At 72.5% G+C, this 19458-nt stretch carries 20 protein-coding genes and 2 pseudogenes; 14 read left to right on the top strand and 8 right to left on the bottom strand.

Annotated features, from left to right (window positions below; genetic code table 11):
* Position 1 precedes the first annotated feature (1 nt).
* Entirely contained in the window at positions 2 to 283 is a 282-nt protein-coding gene (locus tag NFU81_RS07885) for a Rossmann-fold NAD(P)-binding domain-containing protein (protein ID WP_251486551.1), read from the top strand.
* Between the two features lie 38 nt (positions 284 to 321).
* Here the strand turns inward: NFU81_RS07885 and NFU81_RS07880 are convergent, their stop codons facing one another.
* A complete protein-coding gene (locus NFU81_RS07880; protein WP_251486549.1) occupies positions 322 to 996 on the bottom strand; it encodes a type 1 periplasmic-binding domain-containing protein in 675 nt (224 codons plus the stop codon).
* Between the two features lie 182 nt (positions 997 to 1178).
* Here NFU81_RS07880 and NFU81_RS07875 point away from each other — a divergent pair, with 182 nt between their 5' ends.
* The 3 genes from NFU81_RS07875 (at position 1179) to NFU81_RS07865 (ending at position 5721) form a co-directional block, all read left to right on the top strand.
* Positions 1179 to 2387: a HupE/UreJ family protein gene (locus NFU81_RS07875; RefSeq protein ID WP_251486547.1), complete on the top strand. Its 1209-nt coding sequence runs from the start codon at positions 1179 to 1181 to the stop codon at positions 2385 to 2387.
* Between the two features lie 137 nt (positions 2388 to 2524).
* A complete protein-coding gene (locus NFU81_RS07870) occupies positions 2525 to 4501 on the top strand; it encodes a purple acid phosphatase family protein (protein ID WP_251486545.1) in 1977 nt (658 codons plus the stop codon).
* Between the two features lie 113 nt (positions 4502 to 4614).
* A complete protein-coding gene (locus NFU81_RS07865; RefSeq protein ID WP_251486544.1) occupies positions 4615 to 5721 on the top strand; it encodes a WxL protein peptidoglycan domain-containing protein in 1107 nt (368 codons plus the stop codon).
* Positions 5722 to 5743: 22 nt separating this feature from the next.
* On the opposite strand, the gene NFU81_RS07860 is transcribed toward NFU81_RS07865, so the two are convergent.
* Positions 5744 to 6178, bottom strand: coding sequence for a nuclear transport factor 2 family protein (locus tag NFU81_RS07860; RefSeq protein WP_251486542.1), 435 nt, complete (start codon positions 6176 to 6178; stop codon positions 5744 to 5746).
* Between the two features lie 215 nt (positions 6179 to 6393).
* On the opposite strand from NFU81_RS07860, the pseudogene NFU81_RS07855 reads away from it, so the two are divergent.
* Positions 6394 to 6551, top strand: a pseudogene (locus NFU81_RS07855) (ricin-type beta-trefoil lectin domain protein); the annotation flags it as partial.
* An 83-nt stretch (positions 6552 to 6634) separates the two neighbouring features.
* On the opposite strand, the gene NFU81_RS07850 reads toward NFU81_RS07855, so the two are convergent.
* A complete protein-coding gene (locus tag NFU81_RS07850; RefSeq protein ID WP_251486539.1) occupies positions 6635 to 7138 on the bottom strand; it encodes a Rossmann-fold NAD(P)-binding domain-containing protein in 504 nt (167 codons plus the stop codon).
* On the opposite strand from NFU81_RS07850, the pseudogene NFU81_RS41230 reads away from it, so the two are divergent.
* Together NFU81_RS41230 and NFU81_RS07845 are read left to right on the top strand one after the other, a co-directional pair.
* Positions 7137 to 7196: pseudogene (locus NFU81_RS41230) on the top strand (hypothetical protein); the annotation flags it as partial. The gene NFU81_RS07850 and the pseudogene NFU81_RS41230 sit on opposite strands and share 2 nt — an antisense overlap.
* 124 nt (positions 7197 to 7320) lie before the next feature.
* Positions 7321 to 7707: a TetR-like C-terminal domain-containing protein gene (locus NFU81_RS07845; protein ID WP_308208272.1), complete on the top strand. Its 387-nt coding sequence runs from the start codon at positions 7321 to 7323 to the stop codon at positions 7705 to 7707.
* On the opposite strand, the gene NFU81_RS07840 is transcribed toward NFU81_RS07845, so the two are convergent.
* The 3 genes from NFU81_RS07840 to NFU81_RS07830 form a co-directional block, all read right to left on the bottom strand.
* Positions 7704 to 8159, bottom strand: a complete 456-nt coding sequence (locus NFU81_RS07840; RefSeq protein ID WP_251486537.1) for a hypothetical protein — start codon at positions 8157 to 8159, stop codon at positions 7704 to 7706. The two genes, NFU81_RS07845 and NFU81_RS07840, sit on opposite strands and share 4 nt — an antisense overlap.
* Before the next feature lie 155 nt (positions 8160 to 8314).
* The gene (locus tag NFU81_RS07835) at positions 8315 to 9952 is read right to left on the bottom strand and encodes a serine/threonine-protein kinase (protein ID WP_251486535.1); all 1638 of its coding nucleotides are present in this window, start codon (positions 9950 to 9952) and stop codon (positions 8315 to 8317) included.
* 128 nt (positions 9953 to 10080) lie between these two features.
* On the bottom strand, positions 10081 to 10851 hold the full coding sequence (locus NFU81_RS07830; protein WP_251486533.1) for a serine/threonine protein kinase: 771 nt from the start codon (positions 10849 to 10851) through the stop codon (positions 10081 to 10083).
* 151 nt (positions 10852 to 11002) lie between these two features.
* Between NFU81_RS07830 and NFU81_RS07825 the strand changes: the two genes are divergently transcribed.
* The 6 genes from NFU81_RS07825 (at position 11003) to NFU81_RS07800 (ending at position 17909) form a co-directional block, all read left to right on the top strand.
* On the top strand, positions 11003 to 12043 hold the full coding sequence (locus tag NFU81_RS07825; RefSeq protein WP_251486530.1) for a sensor domain-containing protein: 1041 nt from the start codon (positions 11003 to 11005) through the stop codon (positions 12041 to 12043).
* Between the two features lie 110 nt (positions 12044 to 12153).
* Complete coding sequence (locus tag NFU81_RS07820; RefSeq protein WP_251486528.1) at positions 12154 to 13722, top strand: DNA/RNA non-specific endonuclease; 1569 nt, start codon at positions 12154 to 12156, stop codon at positions 13720 to 13722.
* 77 nt (positions 13723 to 13799) lie between these two features.
* On the top strand, positions 13800 to 14216 hold the full coding sequence (locus NFU81_RS07815; protein ID WP_251486526.1) for a hypothetical protein: 417 nt from the start codon (positions 13800 to 13802) through the stop codon (positions 14214 to 14216).
* A gap of 83 nt (positions 14217 to 14299) precedes the next feature.
* The gene (locus NFU81_RS07810; protein WP_251486524.1) at positions 14300 to 14977 is read left to right on the top strand and encodes a vWA domain-containing protein; all 678 of its coding nucleotides are present in this window, start codon (positions 14300 to 14302) and stop codon (positions 14975 to 14977) included.
* 2 nt (positions 14978 to 14979) lie between these two features.
* The gene (locus NFU81_RS07805) at positions 14980 to 15924 is read left to right on the top strand and encodes a protein phosphatase 2C domain-containing protein (protein ID WP_251486522.1); all 945 of its coding nucleotides are present in this window, start codon (positions 14980 to 14982) and stop codon (positions 15922 to 15924) included.
* Entirely contained in the window at positions 15921 to 17909 is a 1989-nt protein-coding gene (locus tag NFU81_RS07800) for an LppU/SCO3897 family protein (RefSeq protein ID WP_251486520.1), read from the top strand. Before NFU81_RS07805 ends, NFU81_RS07800 begins: the two co-directional genes overlap by 4 nt.
* Before the next feature lie 16 nt (positions 17910 to 17925).
* Here NFU81_RS07800 and NFU81_RS07795 read toward each other — a convergent pair whose 3' ends face one another.
* Both NFU81_RS07795 and NFU81_RS07790 read right to left on the bottom strand, forming a co-directional pair.
* Positions 17926 to 18240, bottom strand: a complete 315-nt coding sequence (locus NFU81_RS07795; RefSeq protein ID WP_251486518.1) for a winged helix-turn-helix domain-containing protein — start codon at positions 18238 to 18240, stop codon at positions 17926 to 17928.
* On the bottom strand, positions 18237 to 18701 hold the full coding sequence (locus tag NFU81_RS07790; protein ID WP_251486515.1) for a hypothetical protein: 465 nt from the start codon (positions 18699 to 18701) through the stop codon (positions 18237 to 18239). The genes NFU81_RS07795 and NFU81_RS07790 overlap by 4 nt, the downstream gene beginning before the upstream one ends.
* A 134-nt stretch (positions 18702 to 18835) precedes the next feature.
* Here NFU81_RS07790 and NFU81_RS07785 point away from each other — a divergent pair, with 134 nt between their 5' ends.
* Entirely contained in the window at positions 18836 to 19456 is a 621-nt protein-coding gene (locus tag NFU81_RS07785) for a TetR/AcrR family transcriptional regulator (protein ID WP_251486511.1), read from the top strand.
* Positions 19457 to 19458 lie beyond the last annotated feature (2 nt).

The following is a 19458-nucleotide window of genomic DNA, read 5'->3' as shown; positions in this document are numbered from 1 at the left end:
CATGGCCCGCGGGTTGTACTGGCGGCCGGGGAGCGTCCAGCCGAGGAACCAGCTGCCCGACGCCCTCAAGCGGGAGATCGCTCCCTGGCTCTGGAACCATGACGGCGGTGGGCGGGACGGCGCCGAGTGCCAGCTCACCGAGGACGACATCCCCCGGCTCCAGCTGCTGGCCGACCAGAAAGTGGGCGGCGCCGCCGGACTGATCGCCGCGATCCGTGAGAACGGCAACCGCGTCGTGGTGTGGGTCTCCGGCCCCGCGGTACCGCCGACCGCCGACCGCTGACCGGGGCCGCCGACCGGCGTACGGGAGACCGCTGAGGCTCAGGCCTTGTCCAGCCAGAGCACGATGCCCGTCAGGTCGTTGAGCACCGCTGCCACCCCGGCCCGTATCGACGCCGCACACCGCTCCGGCGTGAAGGAAGCGGCGTCGTACGTCGAGGACATCCCCAGCCCCTCGCCGCGGAAGGACGCGCCGGACCAGTCCACCGCCGTGACGTTGCTGGTCGGTTCGGCCAACTCCGCGCCCACCACCAGGAACTGCTGGGACAGGTGGTTGGGGGTGACGGTCGCCAGCGGGTCGATCAGGTCGTTGCCGGCGCTGACGATCAGGTCGGGGTGCATGTCCATCGCCCGGGTGACGGCGGGCACCAGGTCGGACGCGGACCCGGCGGTCACCGTCCGCAGCGAGACGTGCTCCTCGGCCGCCCAGTCCCTGACCGCCGTGACCAGCGCGGTCGTCGGGCGGTCGGCGCCCGTGGTGAGCAGCACCACCCGGAAGCCCTCCGACGGGCTGACCCCCGCCCACGAGCCGGGTTCGGGTGTGGCGGTCGCCTCCGGTCCCGGCGGGTCGGAGCGGTCGACGAAGCCGGGGCCGAGCGTGCCGACGGCGGACGGCCTGGGGTGAGGCTTCGACCAGTCGTCGCCGGCACCGCATCCGGTGACCATCGCGACGGCCGCGGCCAGTGCGGCGACAGCCAGGAACGAGGGGCGCAACACGTTCGTCCTCCGAAGTAGTGGCGGGGGGTGTGGCGCCATCCTGCTACGCCGCCCGCCGCCGTATTCACGCCGGGGAAGCCGTTCCCGCCCTTGTTTTTCCAACGTTCGCCTTCGCGCGCCATTCCGTTCACCCGGCACGTGCACCGTGCGCTGGCAGGCAAAGGAGCAGCAAAGGGAGAACGGTGTCATCCAGAATACGGATCGGCCTTGTGGCGGTCCTGGTCGCGGCGGCCGCCTTCCTGGGCTCGGCGCAGCCCGCGTCGGCCCACGGTTTCAGCTCGGTGGCCTACGTCGATGTCGGCGACGGCGGCGACGGGCGCCTGCGGACGAAGCTGCAGCTCGAATACGACCTCTACGTCGTCTCCGCCGCCGACGCAGGGCACGACGACGCGCTCTTCCGCGCGGGCACCGCAGCCTTCGACGCCGGCGACGCCCAGGCCCGGGCCGCGGCCCTGAACGCCCACCGGAAGGCCGCCGTCGACTACGTCCGCGAGCGCTTCTCCGTCACCTCGCAGGGGCGCGGCTGCACCCCTGAGCAGGTCGGCGACTTCACGACGGGCCGCCGGCAGGGCGTGCCGTACGCGGACCTGGTGCTCGACTGGACGTGCCAGGAGCGGGGCGTGGACCACGAGGTGCGCAGCGGGCTGTTCCCCGACGCGGAGGGGTACGTCACCGGCACCCGGACGATCGTCACCTACGACGTCGACGGCCGTACGGGCAGCGCCGCGCTGGACGCCGCCCACCCGGCCTTCTCCACCCACCAGGCCTGGTACGAGCGGTTCTGGGAGTTCTTCCGGCTGGGCACGGAGCACCTGCTCACCGGCACCGACCACATCCTTTTCCTGCTGGCGCTCATCGCCGGCTCGCGGCGGCTGCGCGAGGTCGTGCTCGCCGCCACCTCCTTCACCGTGGCGCACTCGGTGACGCTGCTGCTCGCCGCGCTCGGCCTGGTCGACGTGCCGTCGGCGGTCGTGGAGCCGGTCATCGCGCTGTCGATCGCGGTGGTCGCCGGCTGGTACCTGTGGCGGCTGTGGCGGCACCGCGAGCGGGCCATCGACCTGGCGGAGACGGGCGGCGGGCACTTCGGCCTGGACCGCGCGGGCAGGACCAGGCTCGCGGTGGTCTTCTGCTTCGGGCTGGTGCACGGCCTGGGCTTCGCGGGGGCGCTCGGCATCGACAGCGCCTTCTCGTGGACGCTGCTGTGGTCGCTGCTGGTGTTCAACGTCGGGATCGAGGCCGTCCAGCTGGCCCTGATCGCGCTCATCTTCCCGGTGCTCGTGCTGCTGCGGCACCGCGCGCCCACCGCGGGGCTGCGGGCGACCGGGGCGATTTCCGCGGGCGTGTTCATCATGGGGCTCGTGTGGTTCCTGCAGCGAACCTTCTCCTTCTGATTCCGCGTCAGTAATTTCTTGACCATGGAAAAGTTTAGACATTGCAAAGACTGTATTTGGTATCGGTTTACCCGGTGCTGAGAGCTTGACGGCTCCCACTTCATGTACTCACGTCCGCAGAAGGAACAGAGAACCGAATGAAATCGAGACCCTCGACACAGGCCGCCGAGCTTGTGCGGCGCCGGGTGGCCACCGGGACCACCGCGGCGCTCCTGGGCCTGACCGTGGCGCTGGGCGGCGTCCTGGCGTCACCCGCCGTCGCCGCGGAGCCCACCGCGATCACCGGCGTCATCCTCGGCGTGGGCGCCGACGAGGCGCAGCGCACCGTCAGCTGGTACTCCTCGGCCGACACCGCGCAGCAGCTCCAGGTCGCGCCGACCGCCTCGGTCGTCGACGGCCAGTTCCCGGCCGACGCGGCGACCTTCGCCGCGACCGGCACGGCCAACATCGCCACCAGCGGCGGCTTCAACCGCCACGCGACGATCACCAACCTCAAGGAGCAGACGCCGTACTCGTACCGCGTCGGCAGCGAGGGCAACTGGTCGGCCACGTACTCGTTCAAGACGCAGGACTTCGAGGGCAACTACGACTTCCTGTTCTTCGGCGACCCGCAGATCGGCTCGTCCGGCGACACCGCCGAGGACGGTGCCGGCTGGAAGGACACGCTCGACGTCGCCCTGGCGGCCAACCCGAACGCCGAACTGCTGGTGTCCGGCGGCGACCAGGTCGAGAGCGCCAACAACGAGTCCCATTGGAACGCCTTCCTGGGTCCCGACAAGCTGCGCCAGTACCCGTGGGCGGCCACCATCGGCAACCACGACGTCGGCGGCAAGGCCTACGAGCAGCACTTCGCCACCCCGAACACCGACAAGTCGGGGGCGTACTACTCCAACGGCGACCCGGCGTCCAACTCCTCGGGCGGCGACTACTGGTACATCTACAAGGATGTGCTGTTCATCGACCTGAACAGCAACAGCTACGCCACCTCGCAGGGCGGCGGCGGTGACGCGGCGCACCTCGCCTACGTCACCGACGTCATCAACAAGCACGGCTCCGAGGCGAAGTGGAAGGTGCTGACCTACCACCACTCGATCTACTCGCCGGCCGACCACGCCAAGGACTCGGACAACAAGACCCGGCGGGTCGACTTCCCGACCACGTTCTCCAAGCTCGGCGTCGACCTGGTCCTCCAGGGCCACGACCACAGCTACTCGCGCAGCTACGAGATCAAGAACGGCCAGAAGGCCAACCCGGACGAGCAGCCCGGCGAGGCCCAGCTGTACCCGGGTCCCGGCGGCGTCGTCTACGTGACGGCCAACTCCGCCTCGGGCTCGAAGTACTACGACATCACGAAGCCCGACAGCAGCGGCACGAGCGGCGCCGGCAACGGTGCGGACCCGCTGAACCCGGACAACTACTGGTACAACTCGGTCCAGAACCAGGAGCACGTCCGCACCTACGTCAAGGTCCAGGTGCGCAACGACCAGCTCGTGGTCCAGAACGTCCGCAGCGGCACCTGCGCCGCCCCTAACGCGGCGGTGGAGAAGGGCAACTGGTGCAACAACACCAGCGAGGCCCAGCCCGTCGGCTCCGTCGTCGACGACTTCACCGTGCACAACTACCACGGTGACGGACAGGACATCCAGGTCAACGTGCCCAACGCGGCGCCGGGCGAGTTCGGTTGGACGATCGACGGCAACAACGGCCTGGTCGACCTCGGCACCGCAGTCGAGCAGGGCGGCGACCACTTCGAGGCGGGCGGCAAGCTCAACCCGATCTCGGTGTCGGACACCCGCCGTTCGCTGGCGCCCTGGTCGATCTCGGCCGGCGTGAGCGACTTCCGGGACGCCGGCAAGACGTTCTCCGGCTCCTACCTCGGCTGGTCCCCGCGCGTCCTGCAGGCCGGCGCGGGCGCCCAGGCCGGCGACACGGTCGCGTCCGGCTACGCCGACCAGGGCAAGGGCCTGTCGGTCTCGCAGGTTCTCGGCTCGGCCGGCCAGGGCCACACCCGGGGTACGGCGAAGGTCGGCGCCGACCTCAGCCTCAAGATCCCGGACAGCGTCGAGAAGGGCAGCTACCAGGCCACTCTCACGATCACTGCGCTGAGCAGCTGAGCAGTTGAGGAACTGAGCAGCTGACCGGCTGACCGGCCGAATCGACTGACGGGGGGCGGGGCGGGTGCCCACGGGCGCCCGCCCCGCCCTCCCCGCGCCAGGAGAAAACCTGCATGCACGCGACCCCCATGTGCCGCCCGACCACCATCCGTACCCTCTCCCGCACCGCCGCCCGCGTCCTGGGCCTGGCGCTGCTCATCGCCGTCGCGTCCACGCTCGCCGGCCTGGCCACGGGCGTCGCCGCCGGCTCCGCACGGGCCGCGGGCGGCGACGTCAGCTGGACGGTCAGGACGGCGGCCAACCAGTACGGCTCCGACCGGTCCAGCTTCGGCTACAGCATCAACCCCGGCGGCGTGATCAAGGACTCCATGACCGTCGCCAACCACGGCAAGGACCCGCTCACCCTCACCGTCTACGCCGCCGACGGCTTCACCACCGCCACCGGCCAGCTCGACCTGCTCACCCGGGACAAGAAGTCCGTCGGCGTCGGCGCCTGGTCCCGCCCCGCGAGCGGCAGCGTCGTCGTCCCGCCGGGGAAGTCCGCCGACGTCCCCTTCACCGTCGCCGTCCCGGCCGACGCCACGCCCGGCGACTACGCGGGCGGCATCCTCACCTCGCTCAAGCAGCCGGACGCCGCACAGGGCATCACCGTCGACCGGCGCCTGGGCATCAAGATCGCGCTGCGGGTCAGCGGGGAGCTCAGGCCGGCGCTGAAGGTCGAGGACCTGCACGTCGGCTACAGCGGCACCGCCGATCCGTTCGGCACCGGCGACGCGACCGTCACGTACACGATCCGCAACACCGGCAACGCCACGCTGTCGGCCCGCCAGACCGTCGCCGTCTCCGGCCCGTTCGGTTGGCTGAAGGCCGACGCGAAGAGCGTCGCCGCGCCGCCGCCCCTGCTGCCCGGCGAGAGCCGGAAGGTGCAGGTGCCCGTCCACGGCACGGCCCCCGCCTTCCGGCTGAGCGCGACCGTGACGCTGACACCGCTGCTGACCGACGCGTCCGGCTCCACGTCCGCGCTCAAGCCGGTGACGGCCACCGCGCACGGCTGGGCCGTCCCGTGGACGCTGACGCTGCTGGCCGTGCTCCTGGTCGCTGCGGCCGTGGCCGTGCCGCTCCTCGTACGCCGCGCCCGCGCCCGGGGCAGGCTGCGCGAGGACGCGCGGGTACGCGAGGCGGTCGAACGGACGCTGCGGGAGCAGGAGTCCGCCTCCTGAGCGCGGGAGCCCCGCCGGGCGGTCAGCTCCTGCCCGCCTCGGCTCGCGCGTAGAACGCGGCGAGCTCGTGGGGGTTCTTCAGGTGGACGTCGATCCGCCGCACCGTGCCGCCCTCGACCTGGTGGACCTCCAGCATGGTCAGCGGGAACACCTCACCGGTGCTGCGGGCCGTCAGCGCGCCGGTGAGCCGCCCGACGACACCGGTGGGGCCCGCGAAGACCTCGGCGCCGGTGACGGCGACCTCGGCGTAACCCGTCATCGCGCCGAGCACCGACTCCGCGAACGCCTCGCGCCCCCGGTGCACACCGCCGTACGGCAGCTGGCCAGGCTCGTCCACGACCACCTCGGGGTCCAGCCTGGCCAGGACACCCGGCACGTCGCCCTTGGCCAGCGCCTCGTACAGTCCGCGTACGACGTCCGCGGGATCTTCCGTCGCCGTCCCGGTCCGCTCGTTCATGGCGTGTCCCTCTCCTCGTTCACCGTGTTCCTCCGTCACGCACCATGCAACGGGACGCGGCCGCACCGGGGGAGTCCCCGCCGTGAGGGGTAATGCCAGGGCACCCCACCGCCCGCGCGGGCTGCCTACCCTGTCCCCATGGACAACCGGGACGCCGTCAGCGCCTTCCTCCGCTCCCGACGTGCCAAGGTCAGCCCCGAACAGGCGGGCCTGCCGTCGGCGGCCAGAAATGGGTGCAGCAGTCCGACGGCTCCCTCCTCAACCCGCAGTCCGGCCGCTGCTTCGACACCCCCAGCGGCGCCACCGCGAACGGCACCGCCTCCAGATCTGGGACTGCAACGGCTCCGCGGCCCAGAAGTTCACCCTGACCTGACCCCCTCTCGGCCGGAGCCCCCGACTGCCCCTGCGGCTCGGTGACGTGAGCCGCAGGGGCCGTCCGCCCGTGCCGGGGCGCGGTCAGGGCGCGAGGAGGGGTACGCCCGTGAGCTTCTCGCTGAGGTCGAGCAGGCGCCGGCGTGCTGCCGGGTCGTACACCTGGGCGTGTGCGCGGGACGCGATGTCGCGGTTGACGTAGGTGCCGGTGGTCGTGCCGAGGCCGGGGTCGGTCACGAGCCTGGCCAGGTTGGCGACGCCCTCGTCGAGGGTGCTCTGCACGGAGAACAGATGGATGACGATCTCGGTGGGCATGTACGAGGCGGGGTGCAGGGCGTTGACGGTGACGCCATGGCCGCGCAGCAGTTCCGCATGCTCGAACGTCAGCATGATCTGCGCGAGTTTGGCTTGGCAGTACGCCTGGACGCCGTCCCAGCCGCGTTCCAGGAGCAGGTCGTCGAAGTCGAGGGTGGCCTGTCCCGCGGAGCTGACGTTGACGATGCGGGCGCCGGGGGTGCGGGTGAGCAGCGGGGTGAGCGGACGACCCAGAGACCCCGGCGTGGACGACGCGATCCTGCGCGTCGCCATGGAGCTGGTCGAGGAGAGCGGCTACCGGGCGGTCAGCATCGAGGCCATCGCGGCACGGGCGGGCATCTCCAAGCAGACCGTCTACCGGCGCTACCGCGGCAAGGGCGAGGTGATCCTCGACGCGCTCGCCGCCTACGCGGCCGGGAAGCTCCCCGCCCCGGACACCGGCACCCTGCACGGCGATCTCACCGGGCTGCTGGGCCTCGACGTTCGAGGCCCAGCAGGGCATCAGCGGCGTCCTCAACCGGGCGCTGGCGGCGGAGGCGATCGGCGACGACGTCCTCGCCCGTACGGTCTGGGAACGCCTGATCCTGCCCCGCCTCGACAACGTCCGGGTGCTCCTCGCGCGCGCCCGCGAGCGCGGCGAACTCACCCGCGAAGACGACGACTTCCTCATCGACCTCGTCTTCAGCCCGATGTGGTACCGGCTGCTGTTCGACCGCGCCGCCCTGAACGCCGCCTATGCGGGCCGGCTCAGCGCCGCCGTCACCGCGCTCGCCGCCCGGCCTGAGCGGCGGGGGCATCCGCTCAGGTCGCGCCTCAGGACGGGCGGGCCGCCGGTGGTCTAGAGGGTGCCGCAGATCCGGCGGGCCTCGTCCAGGTCCTGCTTCACCTTCGCGTCGAAGTCGAAGACCCGGTTGTGGCGGTCCTGGGAGCGGCGTACGGCCTGGGCGAGCGGCTCGTACGACGCGTCCCCCGCGGCGGCCGAGGCGGAGAACGCCCCCGCCGCGGCATAGCGGTTGAGGGCGATCTCGCCCTCCGGCCCCTTCGCGGCGTACTTCGACTCGTCGAATCCGTCGAGCGCCTGGCACGCGGCGCGGGCGTCGCCCGCGGGGGTCGGGCCCCCGGCGCTGTCGCCGTCGCCGCCGCTGAGCGCCCAGCCGGCGCCGACCCCTGCGGCGCCGAGCACGAGTCCCGCGACCAGCGACACGACGACCGTCGCCGTACGGCTTCGTGGCGGCGGGGGCACCGCCGGAGGGGTTGCCGGGACGTCGGGGGAGTGAGGCTGCTGTGACTGCATCCGGCCAAAGATAGTGTGATGATCCGTCGGGGCGGCCGACCGCCCCGTCACCTTCCCCACCAGCAGGCCGCTGACCAGCCAACACGCGGATGTCCAGCGGGAGTCGGCAGACCCGGACGGGCGGCAGTCCGGCGAGCGGTGCGGGCCGGGGGCGGTTACTGCATGACCGGGGTGCCGTTGCGGATGCCGAACGGGGCGGCGCACTGCTTGTCGGCGATGGCGCCCTGCTGCCAGACGCAGATGCGGGTGGTGTGGCCGACGCCGGAGACAGTGCCGGTGCGTTCGGCGCCGGTCGAGGCGGCGAGCTCGACGGTCAGGCCGTCGCTCCTGACCAGCTCGGCGTGGCACGTCTCGTAGTAGTCGGTGTTCAGCATCCCGTAGAGATCGCCGCCGCCGGCGTCGTCGAGCCAGGCGGTGCAGCCGCCGGCAGGGCCTGCGGCGGCACCGGAGCCCGTGATCGCGGCGGGGTCCTTGCTCATGCTCACGCCGCCGATGGGGTACGTGCCCGGCGCCGTGGTCGCGGGCGCGCTCGGGCGCACGGTGGAGGGGTCGGCGCGTGGCGGCGGCGGGGCGGGCGCGGACGTGGGCGGGAGCGTGCCGGGACCCGAGGCCGGCGGTGTCGTGCCGGCGCTCTGCGTACCGGACGCGGGCGGTGACGCGGAGGCCGTACCGGACCCGGAGGCGGACGCGACCGCTGACACGTGGACCTCCTGGCCGGGCGTGCCCGGGTGGGACCGGAAGTGCGAGGGGCCGATGAGCGCGACGCCCGCGGCGGCCACCGCGACGGCGGCGGCGACCAGCACGGGTACGAGGACGCTGCGGCGGCTGCGCCCCGGGCGTTCCTCACCGGTGGCGACCACGTCCTCGGCCGGGCGGCCCCCGGACCGGGCGGGCTCGGCGGGCTCCTCGGGCTCGGCGGGAACGTCCACTCCGGGCACGGGTCCGGGTCCGGGGCCGGGCGCGGGTGCGGCCGCCGCGGCCCGGGCCGCACCGGCCATCGCGGCCGCGTCGGGGAAGCGGTCCTCGGGCTTCTTGGCCAGGGCGGTGGCGACGAAGTCCCGTACCGGCTGCGCGAAGTCGGCGGGCAGGGCGGGCGCCGGCTCCTGGACGTGCTTGATCAGCAGCTCGATGGCCCGCTCGCCGTCGAAGGGCAGCTTCCCGGTGAGCATGTTGTAGCAGACGACGCCCATCGAGTAGAGGTCGGAGGCCGGCGTGGTGCCGTGGCCCTCGACCTGCTCGGGCGCGATGTAGGAAGCCGTACCGACGACGGCGTGGTCGGGCGTGATCTTGGAGGTGGTGAGGTCGCTGGCGATGCCGAAGTCGGTGACCTTCACCCGGCCGTCGTCGCAGACCAGCAGGTTGGACGGCTTGACGTCGCGGTGGACGACCTGCCGCCGGTGGGCGGCGTGCAGCGCGTCGAGCGCGTCGGCGGCGGTGGCGAGGGCCTGCGCGGGCGGCAGGGGTCCGCTGTCCCTGAGGAGGTCGTCGAGCGGTCGTCCCTCGACCAGTTCCATGACGATGTAGGCGACCCGGCTTCCGTCGCCGAAGGCGTTCTCACCGTAGTCGTGGACGTCGACGATGCCCGGGTGGTCCAGCGCGGCCAGTATCAGGGCCTCGCGGCGGAAGCGCTTGGCGAACCTGGCGTCGTCGAACAGTTCGGGGCGCAGGATCTTCAGCGCGACCCGGCGTTCGAGGACTCCGTCATCGGCCTGCCAGACGTCGCCCATGGCGCCGCCGCCGATCCGCTCCGCGAGCGTGTAGCGCCCGCCGAGTACGGTGCCCCGATCCCACACGCCCGTCCTCCAGACCGCCCCCGGTCAGCCGCCCAACCGGGCTGCACAGTCTGCCAGATGGGACCGCGGCGGACGCCCGCCGTTGCTGACATTCCGTCAGGCCGCGGCCGGTGCGTGCAAGGGTTCGCTCATGCGTGCGGGTTCCAGAAGATCTGCAGGTGCTTCTCCTGGACCAGGTCGAAGCGCAGGGCCAGCGAGACGAGGGCCTCGCGCTTCCAGTCCAGGCGCGGGCTGTCCTGCGTGCCGGTGCGCTCCCGCACCTTGAGCTTGGAGCCCGCCAGGTAGTCGATGTGGAAGTTGACGGCGGAGGCGGTCAGGTCACGGCAGTTGGGCAGCGCGCGCAGCCGGGCGACTACCTCGCCGACGCTCGGGATGGCGAGGCTGGAGGGGTCGCGCAGCCGGGGCTCGCAGAGGGCGAGCAGCACCAGGAAGTACTTCGCCGTGGGGTCCAGCGCGAAGGGCATGAGGGTCAGCTCGGCCGCGTGGCCGGTGGGAGCCTCCGGGCCGGGGTCGAGGAACGCGTGCCGCGGGGCGAAGACGGTGAACCGGACGAAGCTGTCGGTCAACGGCAGCACCACGCGGGACAGTTCGAAGGGAATGGGCGCACCGAGCCGGCGCGGGGCGACCTTCACGTACTCGCCGCCGCCCTCCAGGTTCTCCACGACGTACGTGGTGCGGGGGCTGAAGTTCGTCAGCCGCCAGTGGTCGTCGCTTGCGGTCAGCTCGCCCGCGTAGCGCGAGACCCCCTCGCCGCGGAGGGGGATGTCGACCGGCCGGTCCTCCGACCCGCGCCCGAACGTGGCCACCTGGCCCGGGCCGAGCACGAGCTGGCCGGGCCGCCCCTGCCCCGGGCCGATCGGCGGCTGGGGGTCGGGGAGTTGAACGATGACCGTCTCCATGCTGTGGCACCCCGCGTCATCGGCGTCGTCGGCGTCATGGCCGTGCGGACCCTGAGAGCCCTCAGGTTACGTGCTGCCGCAGGCGGCAGCAGAGTCGATGCAGTCGACGTCCCGACCGGATCGGACGACCGGATGCATGGAAGGAGTGACGGTGCCCGAGCACGACGCAACTGGTCCGACCGCGTCACACGGCAAGGCGACGTGGCAGACGCCGGCGGATTCCGCCGCCGGCACCCGCAGCGGGGAGGCGGCACTCCCCACCTGGCAGCAGACCCCCCGGGCCACTCCGCCCCCCATGGGGAGCCCCGCACCTCTCACGACGCCGCCGCGCAAGGCGCCGGCTCCCGCGAGCCCGGCTCCCGGGACCGCGGTCGCAAGGACCGCGGCTCCCCAGGCGCCGGCTGTCAGGGCCGCGACCGCCCTGACCGGCCCACCGGCACAGGCGCCGGCCCGGACAGCGGCCCAGGCGTCCGCTCAGGCACCCGCGCCACGGGCCACCCGCACCCGGGTCCGTATCGCAGCGGCCCTGCGCCGCAGGCGGCTGCCGCTCGCCGCCGTGCTGCCCTGCCTCGTGCTGGCCGGCGTCGGCTGGTGGCGCTGGCCCAGCCAACCCGCCCCCGTCCCGCTGCACTTGGTGGCGGGTACGGTGCACGCCGCGCTTCTCACCCCGGAGCAGGCGAGCCGCCTGACGGGGGTGAGCCTCACCTCGGGACCGCGGGCGGCCGAGCCCGCTCCGGCCCTGGCCGCTGATCCGTCGAGCTGCGGCATCGCCGTCGGTCCCGCCACCCAGGCGGTCTACGGCAAGGACTGGACGGCCTTCCTGTCCGCCACCTACCAGGACGCGGGTGGGTTCGGCGACTACACGCTCACCCAGGTCGCCGGCGTCTACCCCGACAGTGCGAAGGCCGGCGCCGTCCTCCAGGGGCTGGCCGCGGGGCTCCGCTCCTGCCCGTCGGCCGTCCGCACCGACCAGGACGGCCGCAGCTCCCGGTGGACCTACCGGGTCGACGCCGCCACCCAGGACGGCGTCGCCTGGACGGCCGTGCAGGACGGCGGCAACGGCTGGGCCTGCTACCGCCAGGCGCAGTTGAAGGGCAGGTCGCTGCTTCAGGCGGGCATCTGTGAGGCGGGCGACGGGCGGTCGACCGTCCAGGCGCTCACCCTGCGGATCGCCGCAGGGGTCGGCGAATGAGCGCCGGAGGCGAGCGGACGCCTCGCCCCGCCCCGAACCCCCGCCCTTCCCGGACCCGCCGGAGCAAGAGCCGACGGCGTGCCCTGGTCCCGGCTGTCGCGGCGCTGCTCGTGGCGGTGCTCACCGCGGGCTCCGCGGCGGCCGCCCCGGCGACGCTCCCGCGCACGGCAGCGGTGGCGGAGAGCACCGAGGTCCCCGCGAAGGTCGCCGTGAGCGGCAGTTTCCCGGCGAGCCTCGTCGCGAAAGAGGTCATCTACAACAGCCAGGTCGACGGACTCCAGCAGCGCAAGACGAAGCTGACCACCGAGAAGTCCTCGCTCACCAGGTCCGCGGCCAGGTTCAACGCCGCGACCGACGCGTACAACAAGAGGGACGCCGCCTGCGGGACCCGCATACAGACCCACAACCAGAAGCTGGCCGCCTACAACGCGGACGTGGACGCGTACAACGCCACCGATCACGACTTCCTCCTGCCCGACGAGCAGGGGGCGTACGACGCGGCCGTGGCCCGCAAGGAGCAACTCGACACCGAGGGCACCGCGCTGAGCGAGGAGAAGGCGTCGATCGACGGCGAGCAGCAGCAGCTCGACGCCGAGGAGGCCCAGCTCAGCGCCCAGAAAGCCCAGTTGGCCACGGACATGGCCGACCACAACGCGGCGGGCGATACGTGGACCGCCGACCAGCAGCGGCTGGAGGCGACGCACCAGGAACTGCTCGGCGAGATGGTGACCGCGCTGGAGGACCTGCTCACCGCCCCGCCGGCGCAGGCCGCGGCCATGGCCGGCGGCGGGGACGCCCCCGAGCCCGCGCCGCCCGCAGGCCAGGCGGCCCAGGCCCCCGGCGGTGACCCCGCCTCGCGGGCCGGCCAGGTCACCTCCCTCGCCTCCTACGCGGTGCGCAACCACCTCCCGGTGCGGTTCCAGCCCACCGTGGTGCGGCTCGCGCCGGGCGCGGCATCGAAGGTTCCGGCGTCGAAAGCCGCGCAGCTGCCGCTCTCCGTCACCTACGACGGCCTCGCGCCGGAGGCGAACGGGAACTACCTGGCCCTCCTGGTCCAGAGCGGCGACGCCGGGACCGACCAGGGCGCGAGCGCCTTCGGCGACGTCCTCACCCAGGGCGGGCGGGCCACGGCGACCGTCGACCGCAGCCCGGTGGTCGTCGACAGGGCCATCACCGTCCCCGACGACGACCGGGTCGACGACCCCTGCAACACCGGTGCGCTCTTCATCGGCAGCATCGTCTATCTGCCCCGCCACAAGCAGGCCGGGGAGTGCGTGGCCAGCGGGGCCTACGGGCAGCTCGGACCGCAGAACTACACCGGTGACGACCGCCCCAGTCTCGGCTTCGCGCTGCCGGGTCTGACGACCCTGCCCTGGAACAACCGATCCCGGGGACACCTCATCGGCTACGCGATGGGCGGTGAGAACAAGGACACCCGCAATTTTGTCCCGCTGTACCAGAAAGCCAATCAGTGGATGTACAACAATGCGGAAGAAGCGGTCGTGAAATCCATCAAGGCAGGCGGCCACGTGTACGTCGAGGCGTATCCGGTGTACGGGAACCCGGATTCCCCGGTACCGACCTCCGTCAACTACGTCACCGATGGCGACGTCAAGAAGGAATGCGTCATCCAGAACAACGCCACGGGTGCCGGAAGCCGTTGCGAGAACGGATCGTGAGAATGCAGACCAGTGAGGTACTCAGCAGGCTCGTCCCGCTCCTTGGCGGCCCCGTGCGCCACGGGGACGCCGAGCGTGTGGCACGGATCGGTGACAGCTGGGGGGTCACGTTCCCCCGGGACTTCACCGAGGTGGCGGGAGCGTACGGCAACACCATGATCGGCGGGTTCATCTTCCTCGCCGGGGCGTCGAGCATCCGGTCCTACGCCCAGCTCATGGGGGAGGACATGGAGGACAACCCCACCGTCCCCTGTGCGGTGCTGCCCGCTCCCGGCGGATCGCTCCTGTGGGGCAACACGATCGAGGGCGACCAGCTCTTCCTGCGGCCAGGGGACGACGGGCGGTGGACCGTCGCGGCCTTCCGCAGGAACCACCACGACTGGCTGGAGACACCGCACGAATTCGGCGAGTGGTTCGTCGGCGTCCTGTCGGGTGAGCTGGAGACCGCCTGGATGCCCGAATGGCCGCCGCCGCCCCTGGGCATCGAGATGTGAGATTCGCCGTAATCCGGCCCGCGGAAGGCGAACGGAAAAGAATCCCGGGCCGAATGGGAACGACCACTTGGGAGAGGATACCCATGTCAGAAACAAAGGGCGTATTGCTGCCGGCCTACGTGCTGGCGGACGAGTCCGGTTCGATGAGCCCCTACCTGTCGGAACTGTCCGCCGGGCTGACCTCGCTGTGCGAGGGGCTGCGCGCGGAGCCGATGGTCGCGGCGAAGCTGCGGCTCGCGGTGCTGGGCTTCTCCGACGACGTGCAGGTGCGGCTCGCGGTGGCCGACATGCGCAGCGAGGGCAGCCTGCCGCAGATGCAGATCCGCGGGCTCACCAGCTACAAGGCGGTGTTCGAGGACCTGCTGCAGCGGATCCCCTCCGACGTGCAGTGGCTGCGCAGCGAGGGGTACAAGGTGCACCGCCCCGTGGTGTTCCTGCTGAGCGACGGGCAGCCCACCGACGGCCGGTCCTGGCGCAACCCGCACGCGGCGCTGACCGACAAGGCGCAGACCCCGACGGCGCCGAACATCATCGCCTGCGGCATCGGCGACGCCCGGGCCGACACCATGCTGGAGGTGGCGACCCGCCCCGAGTTCGCCTTCGTCGCGAAGGCCGGGACGGACCTGGGCCAGGCCATCGCCGAGTTCTTCCACTCCCTGACCGCCAGCCTGGTGGCCTCGGGGCACGCCCTGAACTCGGCCACCCCGCAGCTCGTGGTCAACCGGCCGGATCAGTTCACCATGGCGATCGACGAGGTGTGACCGTGGACGCGCAGAACGGCCCGCTGTCCGCCGGGACACGGGACGCATCGGACCCGGCGCGGCCCGCGCCGTGGCAGCGGATCACGGTCGGGACCCCGGGTCCCGAGTTCGAGGCGCTGCCCCCCGGCCAGTACGGCTTCGACTTCCCCGACACCGAGTGCGACGGCTGGTCGACCGCGGAGCTGGCCATGCGGTTCGCCTCGGTCCGCGGTGCCAGGCACCGCTACTACCGGCAGCCGCGGCAGGACGCCGCACGCGCGGCGGTGCACACCGCCAGCGGCAGCGTCGTCTTCGCGGTCGCCGACGGCGTCTCCAGCGCGTCCAGTTCCGAGCAGGGGGCGGTGGCGGCCTGCCGGGCCGCCGTGGAGCGGATGCTCCACCTGCTGGACCAGCCGGGCGGCCGGCTCGACCTGCGGGACGTGGCGTGCCACGCCGCCGACCGGCTGCGGGAGCTGACGCGGTGGCGGCTCGGCGGCCGGGACCCGGAGTTCAGCGAGGTGGCCGGCCTGTACGCGACGACGCTGGTGGCCGGCGTGGTCCGCCCGCGGCCCGAGGGGCCGGTGGTGGAGGCGTGCCGTGTCGGCGACTCGGGCGCATGGGCGCTGGACCGCGCCCGCGGGGAGTACGTGCACCTGTTCCCGACCAAGACGGGGACGGACGTCCTGCTGGTGTCCAACACGGTCACGCCGCTGCCGCACGTGCCCGATCCGCTCGAACAGGCCGCCAGGCAGCTGTCCCCCGGTGAGGCGCTGCTGGTGGGAACCGACGGCTTCGCCGATCCGCTCGGCGACGGCGACGGCCAGGTCGGCTCGCTGTTCGCCGGCCAGCTCGCGCACCCGCTGCCGCCGGTGTGGCTCGCCCACCTGCTGGACTTCTCCCGGGAGACCTTCGACGACGACCGGACCCTGCTGGCGGTCTGGCCCACGACACCCCGGGGGCAGCGGTGAACGCCCCCCGGACCCCGGCGGTCGCACACGACCGGCTCGTCCTGGGAGCGCAGTTGGGCCAGGGCGGCCAGGGCACGGTCCACGAGGTCACCAACCGGCGGATCAACGAGACGGCGGGCCACGGCTGGGACGTGGTCTACAAGGAGTACAGCCCTGCCGTCCTGCCGTCGCTGCAGGCCGACGCGCTCACCGCGAGGGCCGACCTGGTCGGCGAGCTGAACGCGGCGGACGCCGAGTGGCTGTGCGAGCGGACCGCGTGGCCCGCGGCCGTGGTCCAACGCCAGGGACAGGCCTGCGGTTTCCTCATGCGGGCGGTGCCGGACCGCTTCCGGTTCGCGTTCCAGACCCTCAACGGGACGGCCGGCACCCGGCGGCTCGCCACCATGGAGTACCTCCTCAACGACGACGCGTACGTGGCCGGCATCGGCCTGACCATCAGCAGCCGGGACCGGCTCGCCCTGCTGGGCGACCTGGCCCAGACGCTGAGCCGGCTGCACCGCCTGGGCATCACCGTCGGGGATCTTTCCCCGAAGAACCTGCTGTTCAGCACCGCTCCGCAGCCCGAGTGCTTCCTCATCGACGCCGACGCCATGCGGCTGCGGGGCACCACCGTCCTGCCGCAGGCCGAGACGCCCGACTGGCAGATCCCCGACGGGGAGGAGCGGGCGACCGGGGCCAGCGACGTCTACAAGCTGGCGCTGCTCGCGATCCGCCTCGTCGCCCGCGACCAGACCGCCACCGACCCGGCCGTGCTGGCCGCCGTCAGCCCGGCGCTGGAAGACCTGGCCCGCTGCAGCCTCGACCCCGACCGGAAGAGGCGCCCGACCCCGGCCCTGTGGGCGGAGAACCTCGCGGCCGCCGTCGCGACGGCGTCGACCGCCCCGGCGTCCGCCCCGGCAGGACCGGGCACCAGGACGGTGACGGGGCCGGGCCGGCGCACCCGCCGTACGCCGGGCAACCGCGCCACCGGGGTGCCCGGCCCCGGCGGCCGGCCGCCCAAGGCCAGGAACGGGGCCGCGATCGCCGCGGGTGTCGTCGTCGCGCTCGTCGCGGTCATCGGCCTCGCCGCCGGGCACTCCGGCCATTCGGGTTCCGGGCCGGCCGCCGTGGAGGCGCCGGCCTTCCCCACCGCGACCGAGACCGTGTCCGACGACCCGTCGTACACCGACCCCGCCGCCGACGACACGGACCCCGGCGACCCCGGCACCACGGAGACCGGCCCGGCGGACGATCCCGACTCGCCGGACGACCCGGCGGACGACCCGGCGGACGATACGGACACGCCGTCGGACTCCCCGACCCCCGACGACATCGCCGCCGCCGAGATCGGGTCGTGCTTCTACGACAACGGGACCGGCGGCCACGTCGACCTGGTCGCGACCGACTGCACCGACGGGGCGTTCGAGGTCGTGGACATCCGGACCGGCACCACCGACCTGGACAGCTGCGACCACGTCACCGACAACGACGAGAGCGTCTCCTCCGCGCGCAACAACCTCGTGCTGTGCCTGAGTTACCAGAGCCCCGGCGGCACCGCCTTCCACGCGCAGCAGGGCGACTGCGTCTACGGCGCCCCCTCCGGCGGCACCTGGGACAAGACGGGCTGCCGGACGGGGAACTTCAAGGTCCTGGCCGCCTACCGGGGCACGGGCGACCACGGGAAGTGCAGCTCCTGGCCGCACTACAACGAGTGGAAGACGTTCACCGTCGCGGCCGACTCGGGCCTGGACGTGCTGCTGTGCCTGTCCATGAACTACCCCGACGACATCGGATACGCCACGCAGCGCGAATGCCTCCTGAAGACCGGCAGCGAAACCCAGCCGACCTTCACCAACACCGGCTCCTGCGACTCGTCGAACGTCGTGGTCACCGGACGCACCAGCCGCTACCACGCCAGTTCCTTCTGCGGGAACGACGGCTGGGCGACCTGGCAGCCCGGCGACTACCCGTCGCTCGCCTACACCGTGTGCTGGCGGCCGAAGTAGCCGGGCGGCCGGCCCGTCAGCCCTCGCTCCTGCGGGCGGCGCCGGCCTCGGTGATGATCTCCTGAAGGGCCGCGATGTGGCCGTCGAACGCGTCGCGGCCGGCGTCCGTCAGGCGGGCGCGGACCTTCCTGCGCGTGCCGCTCAGGCGCCGCTCCGTGGTGACGTAGCCGGCCTCCTCAAGCGTCGTGAGCTGCTTGGACAGTGCCGAGTCGGACAGCCCCAGCTGTTCCTTGAGGTAGCCGAACTCGGCCCAGTCGGCCGCCGTGAGCGTCGCCACCAGCGACAGGCGGGTGCTGGGGTGGATCAGCTCGTCGAACCGCGGCTCGGTCATGCCCGCGCCCAGCGGCGCAGTACGCGCAGGATGTCCGGTCCGCCGAATCCCACGATCGCCGCGACCAGCACGGCCGCCCACAGGGCGGCGTGGTCGGCGCCGTCCGCGTCGAGCGCGAGCGCCGCACCGACCGTGACGGCGACGAGTCCGACCAGCATGCCGACCACGACCAGCGGGACGCGGTGGCCGGCGACCGCCCTGCTGACCTGCAGCCGGCCGGTGCGCCTGCGCCCGTCGAGCAGGCGCGACGCGAGTGCCGCGTGCGCCGCACCGAAGGTCGCGGTCGCCATCCCCGCGACCCATGACGGCGCCTCGCTGCCGAGCCCGCCCAGCACGAGCCAGCCGGCCGCCATGGCCCACCAATAGCCGCGCGGCAGGCCGACCTCCTCGGTCACCTGGCGCCGGGCACGGTCGGCCGCGTCGAGGGCGGTGAGCGCTTCTTCCGGAGCGATGCCGTCCATGGCCACACCTCACTTTCCTGGTTGGAAAGTGAGCGTCTCACTTTCCCACTGGGAAAGTCAACCGGTTCCGTCGGGGGAGAGGCCGGCCGGCTGTTTCACGACGCATGTAGTCGACCGGTCGTAAACTGATTCGCATGGGACGGACCAGTGACGCCGGGAAGAAGATCCTCGACGCCGCGCAGTCGCTCATCGAGCTGCGTGGCTACTCCGCCCTGGGCGTGGCCGACATCTGCAAGGCGGCCGGCGTGCCCAAGGGCAGCTTCTACTACTTCTACGCCTCCAAGGAGGTACTCGCGCTGGCCGTGCTCGACGAGCACTGGGCCGCGCAGAAGGCCGCCTGGTCGGGCGTCCTCGGCGGCGACGCGGAACCGCTGCTGCGGCTGCGGCTGCTGTTCGAGGAGACGCAGGCGGGCCAGCAGGCCGGGCAGCAGAGCTGCGGCACCGTGGCCGGCTGCATGTTCGGGAACCTCAGCCTGGAGATGAGCAACCAGACCGAGGCCATCCGCGCGCGCCTCCAGCAGATCTTCGAGGCGCAGGTCGACATGGTCGAGGCGGTCGTCACCGAGGCCCTCGCGCGCGGCGAGGTCACCGTCGCGGACCCGCGGGAGGCCGCCCGGTCGGTGGTGGCCCAGCTGGAGGGGCAGGTGCTGTTCGCGAAGCTCTACAACAGCCCCCAGCAGCTCAGCCCCCTGTGGGCCAACTGCCTGGCACTGCTCGGCGCGCGCGCACCGCAGGGCGCGGTGGCCGGCGGCTGAAA

Source organism: Actinacidiphila cocklensis, from assembly GCF_907177275.1.
In the GTDB taxonomy this organism is placed as follows: domain Bacteria; phylum Actinomycetota; class Actinomycetes; order Streptomycetales; family Streptomycetaceae; genus Actinacidiphila; species Actinacidiphila cocklensis.
This window is presented reverse-complemented; position numbering and strand designations above follow the sequence as displayed.

Bases quoted from the DNA above. Each gene is read 5' to 3' on its own strand.
- NFU81_RS07850 (WP_251486539.1), bottom strand. From the start codon at position 7,138: ATGGCGACGCGCAGGATCGCGTCGTCCACGCCGGGGTCTCTGGGTCGT.
- NFU81_RS07830 (WP_251486533.1), bottom strand. From the start codon at position 10,851: ATGGAGACGGTCATCGTTCAACTCCCCGACCCCCAGCCGCCGATCGGC.
- NFU81_RS07840 (WP_251486537.1), bottom strand. From the start codon at position 8,159: ATGCAGTCACAGCAGCCTCACTCCCCCGACGTCCCGGCAACCCCTCCG.
- NFU81_RS07870 (WP_251486545.1), top strand. From the start codon at position 2,525: ATGAAATCGAGACCCTCGACACAGGCCGCCGAGCTTGTGCGGCGCCGG.
- NFU81_RS07790 (WP_251486515.1), bottom strand. From the start codon at position 18,701: ATGGACGGCATCGCTCCGGAAGAAGCGCTCACCGCCCTCGACGCGGCC.
- NFU81_RS07810 (WP_251486524.1), top strand. From the start codon at position 14,300: ATGTCAGAAACAAAGGGCGTATTGCTGCCGGCCTACGTGCTGGCGGAC.
- NFU81_RS07795 (WP_251486518.1), bottom strand. From the start codon at position 18,240: ATGACCGAGCCGCGGTTCGACGAGCTGATCCACCCCAGCACCCGCCTG.
- NFU81_RS07885 (WP_251486551.1), top strand. From the start codon at position 2: ATGGCCCGCGGGTTGTACTGGCGGCCGGGGAGCGTCCAGCCGAGGAAC.
- NFU81_RS07785 (WP_251486511.1), top strand. From the start codon at position 18,836: ATGGGACGGACCAGTGACGCCGGGAAGAAGATCCTCGACGCCGCGCAG.
- NFU81_RS07865 (WP_251486544.1), top strand. From the start codon at position 4,615: ATGCACGCGACCCCCATGTGCCGCCCGACCACCATCCGTACCCTCTCC.
- NFU81_RS07860 (WP_251486542.1), bottom strand. From the start codon at position 6,178: ATGAACGAGCGGACCGGGACGGCGACGGAAGATCCCGCGGACGTCGTA.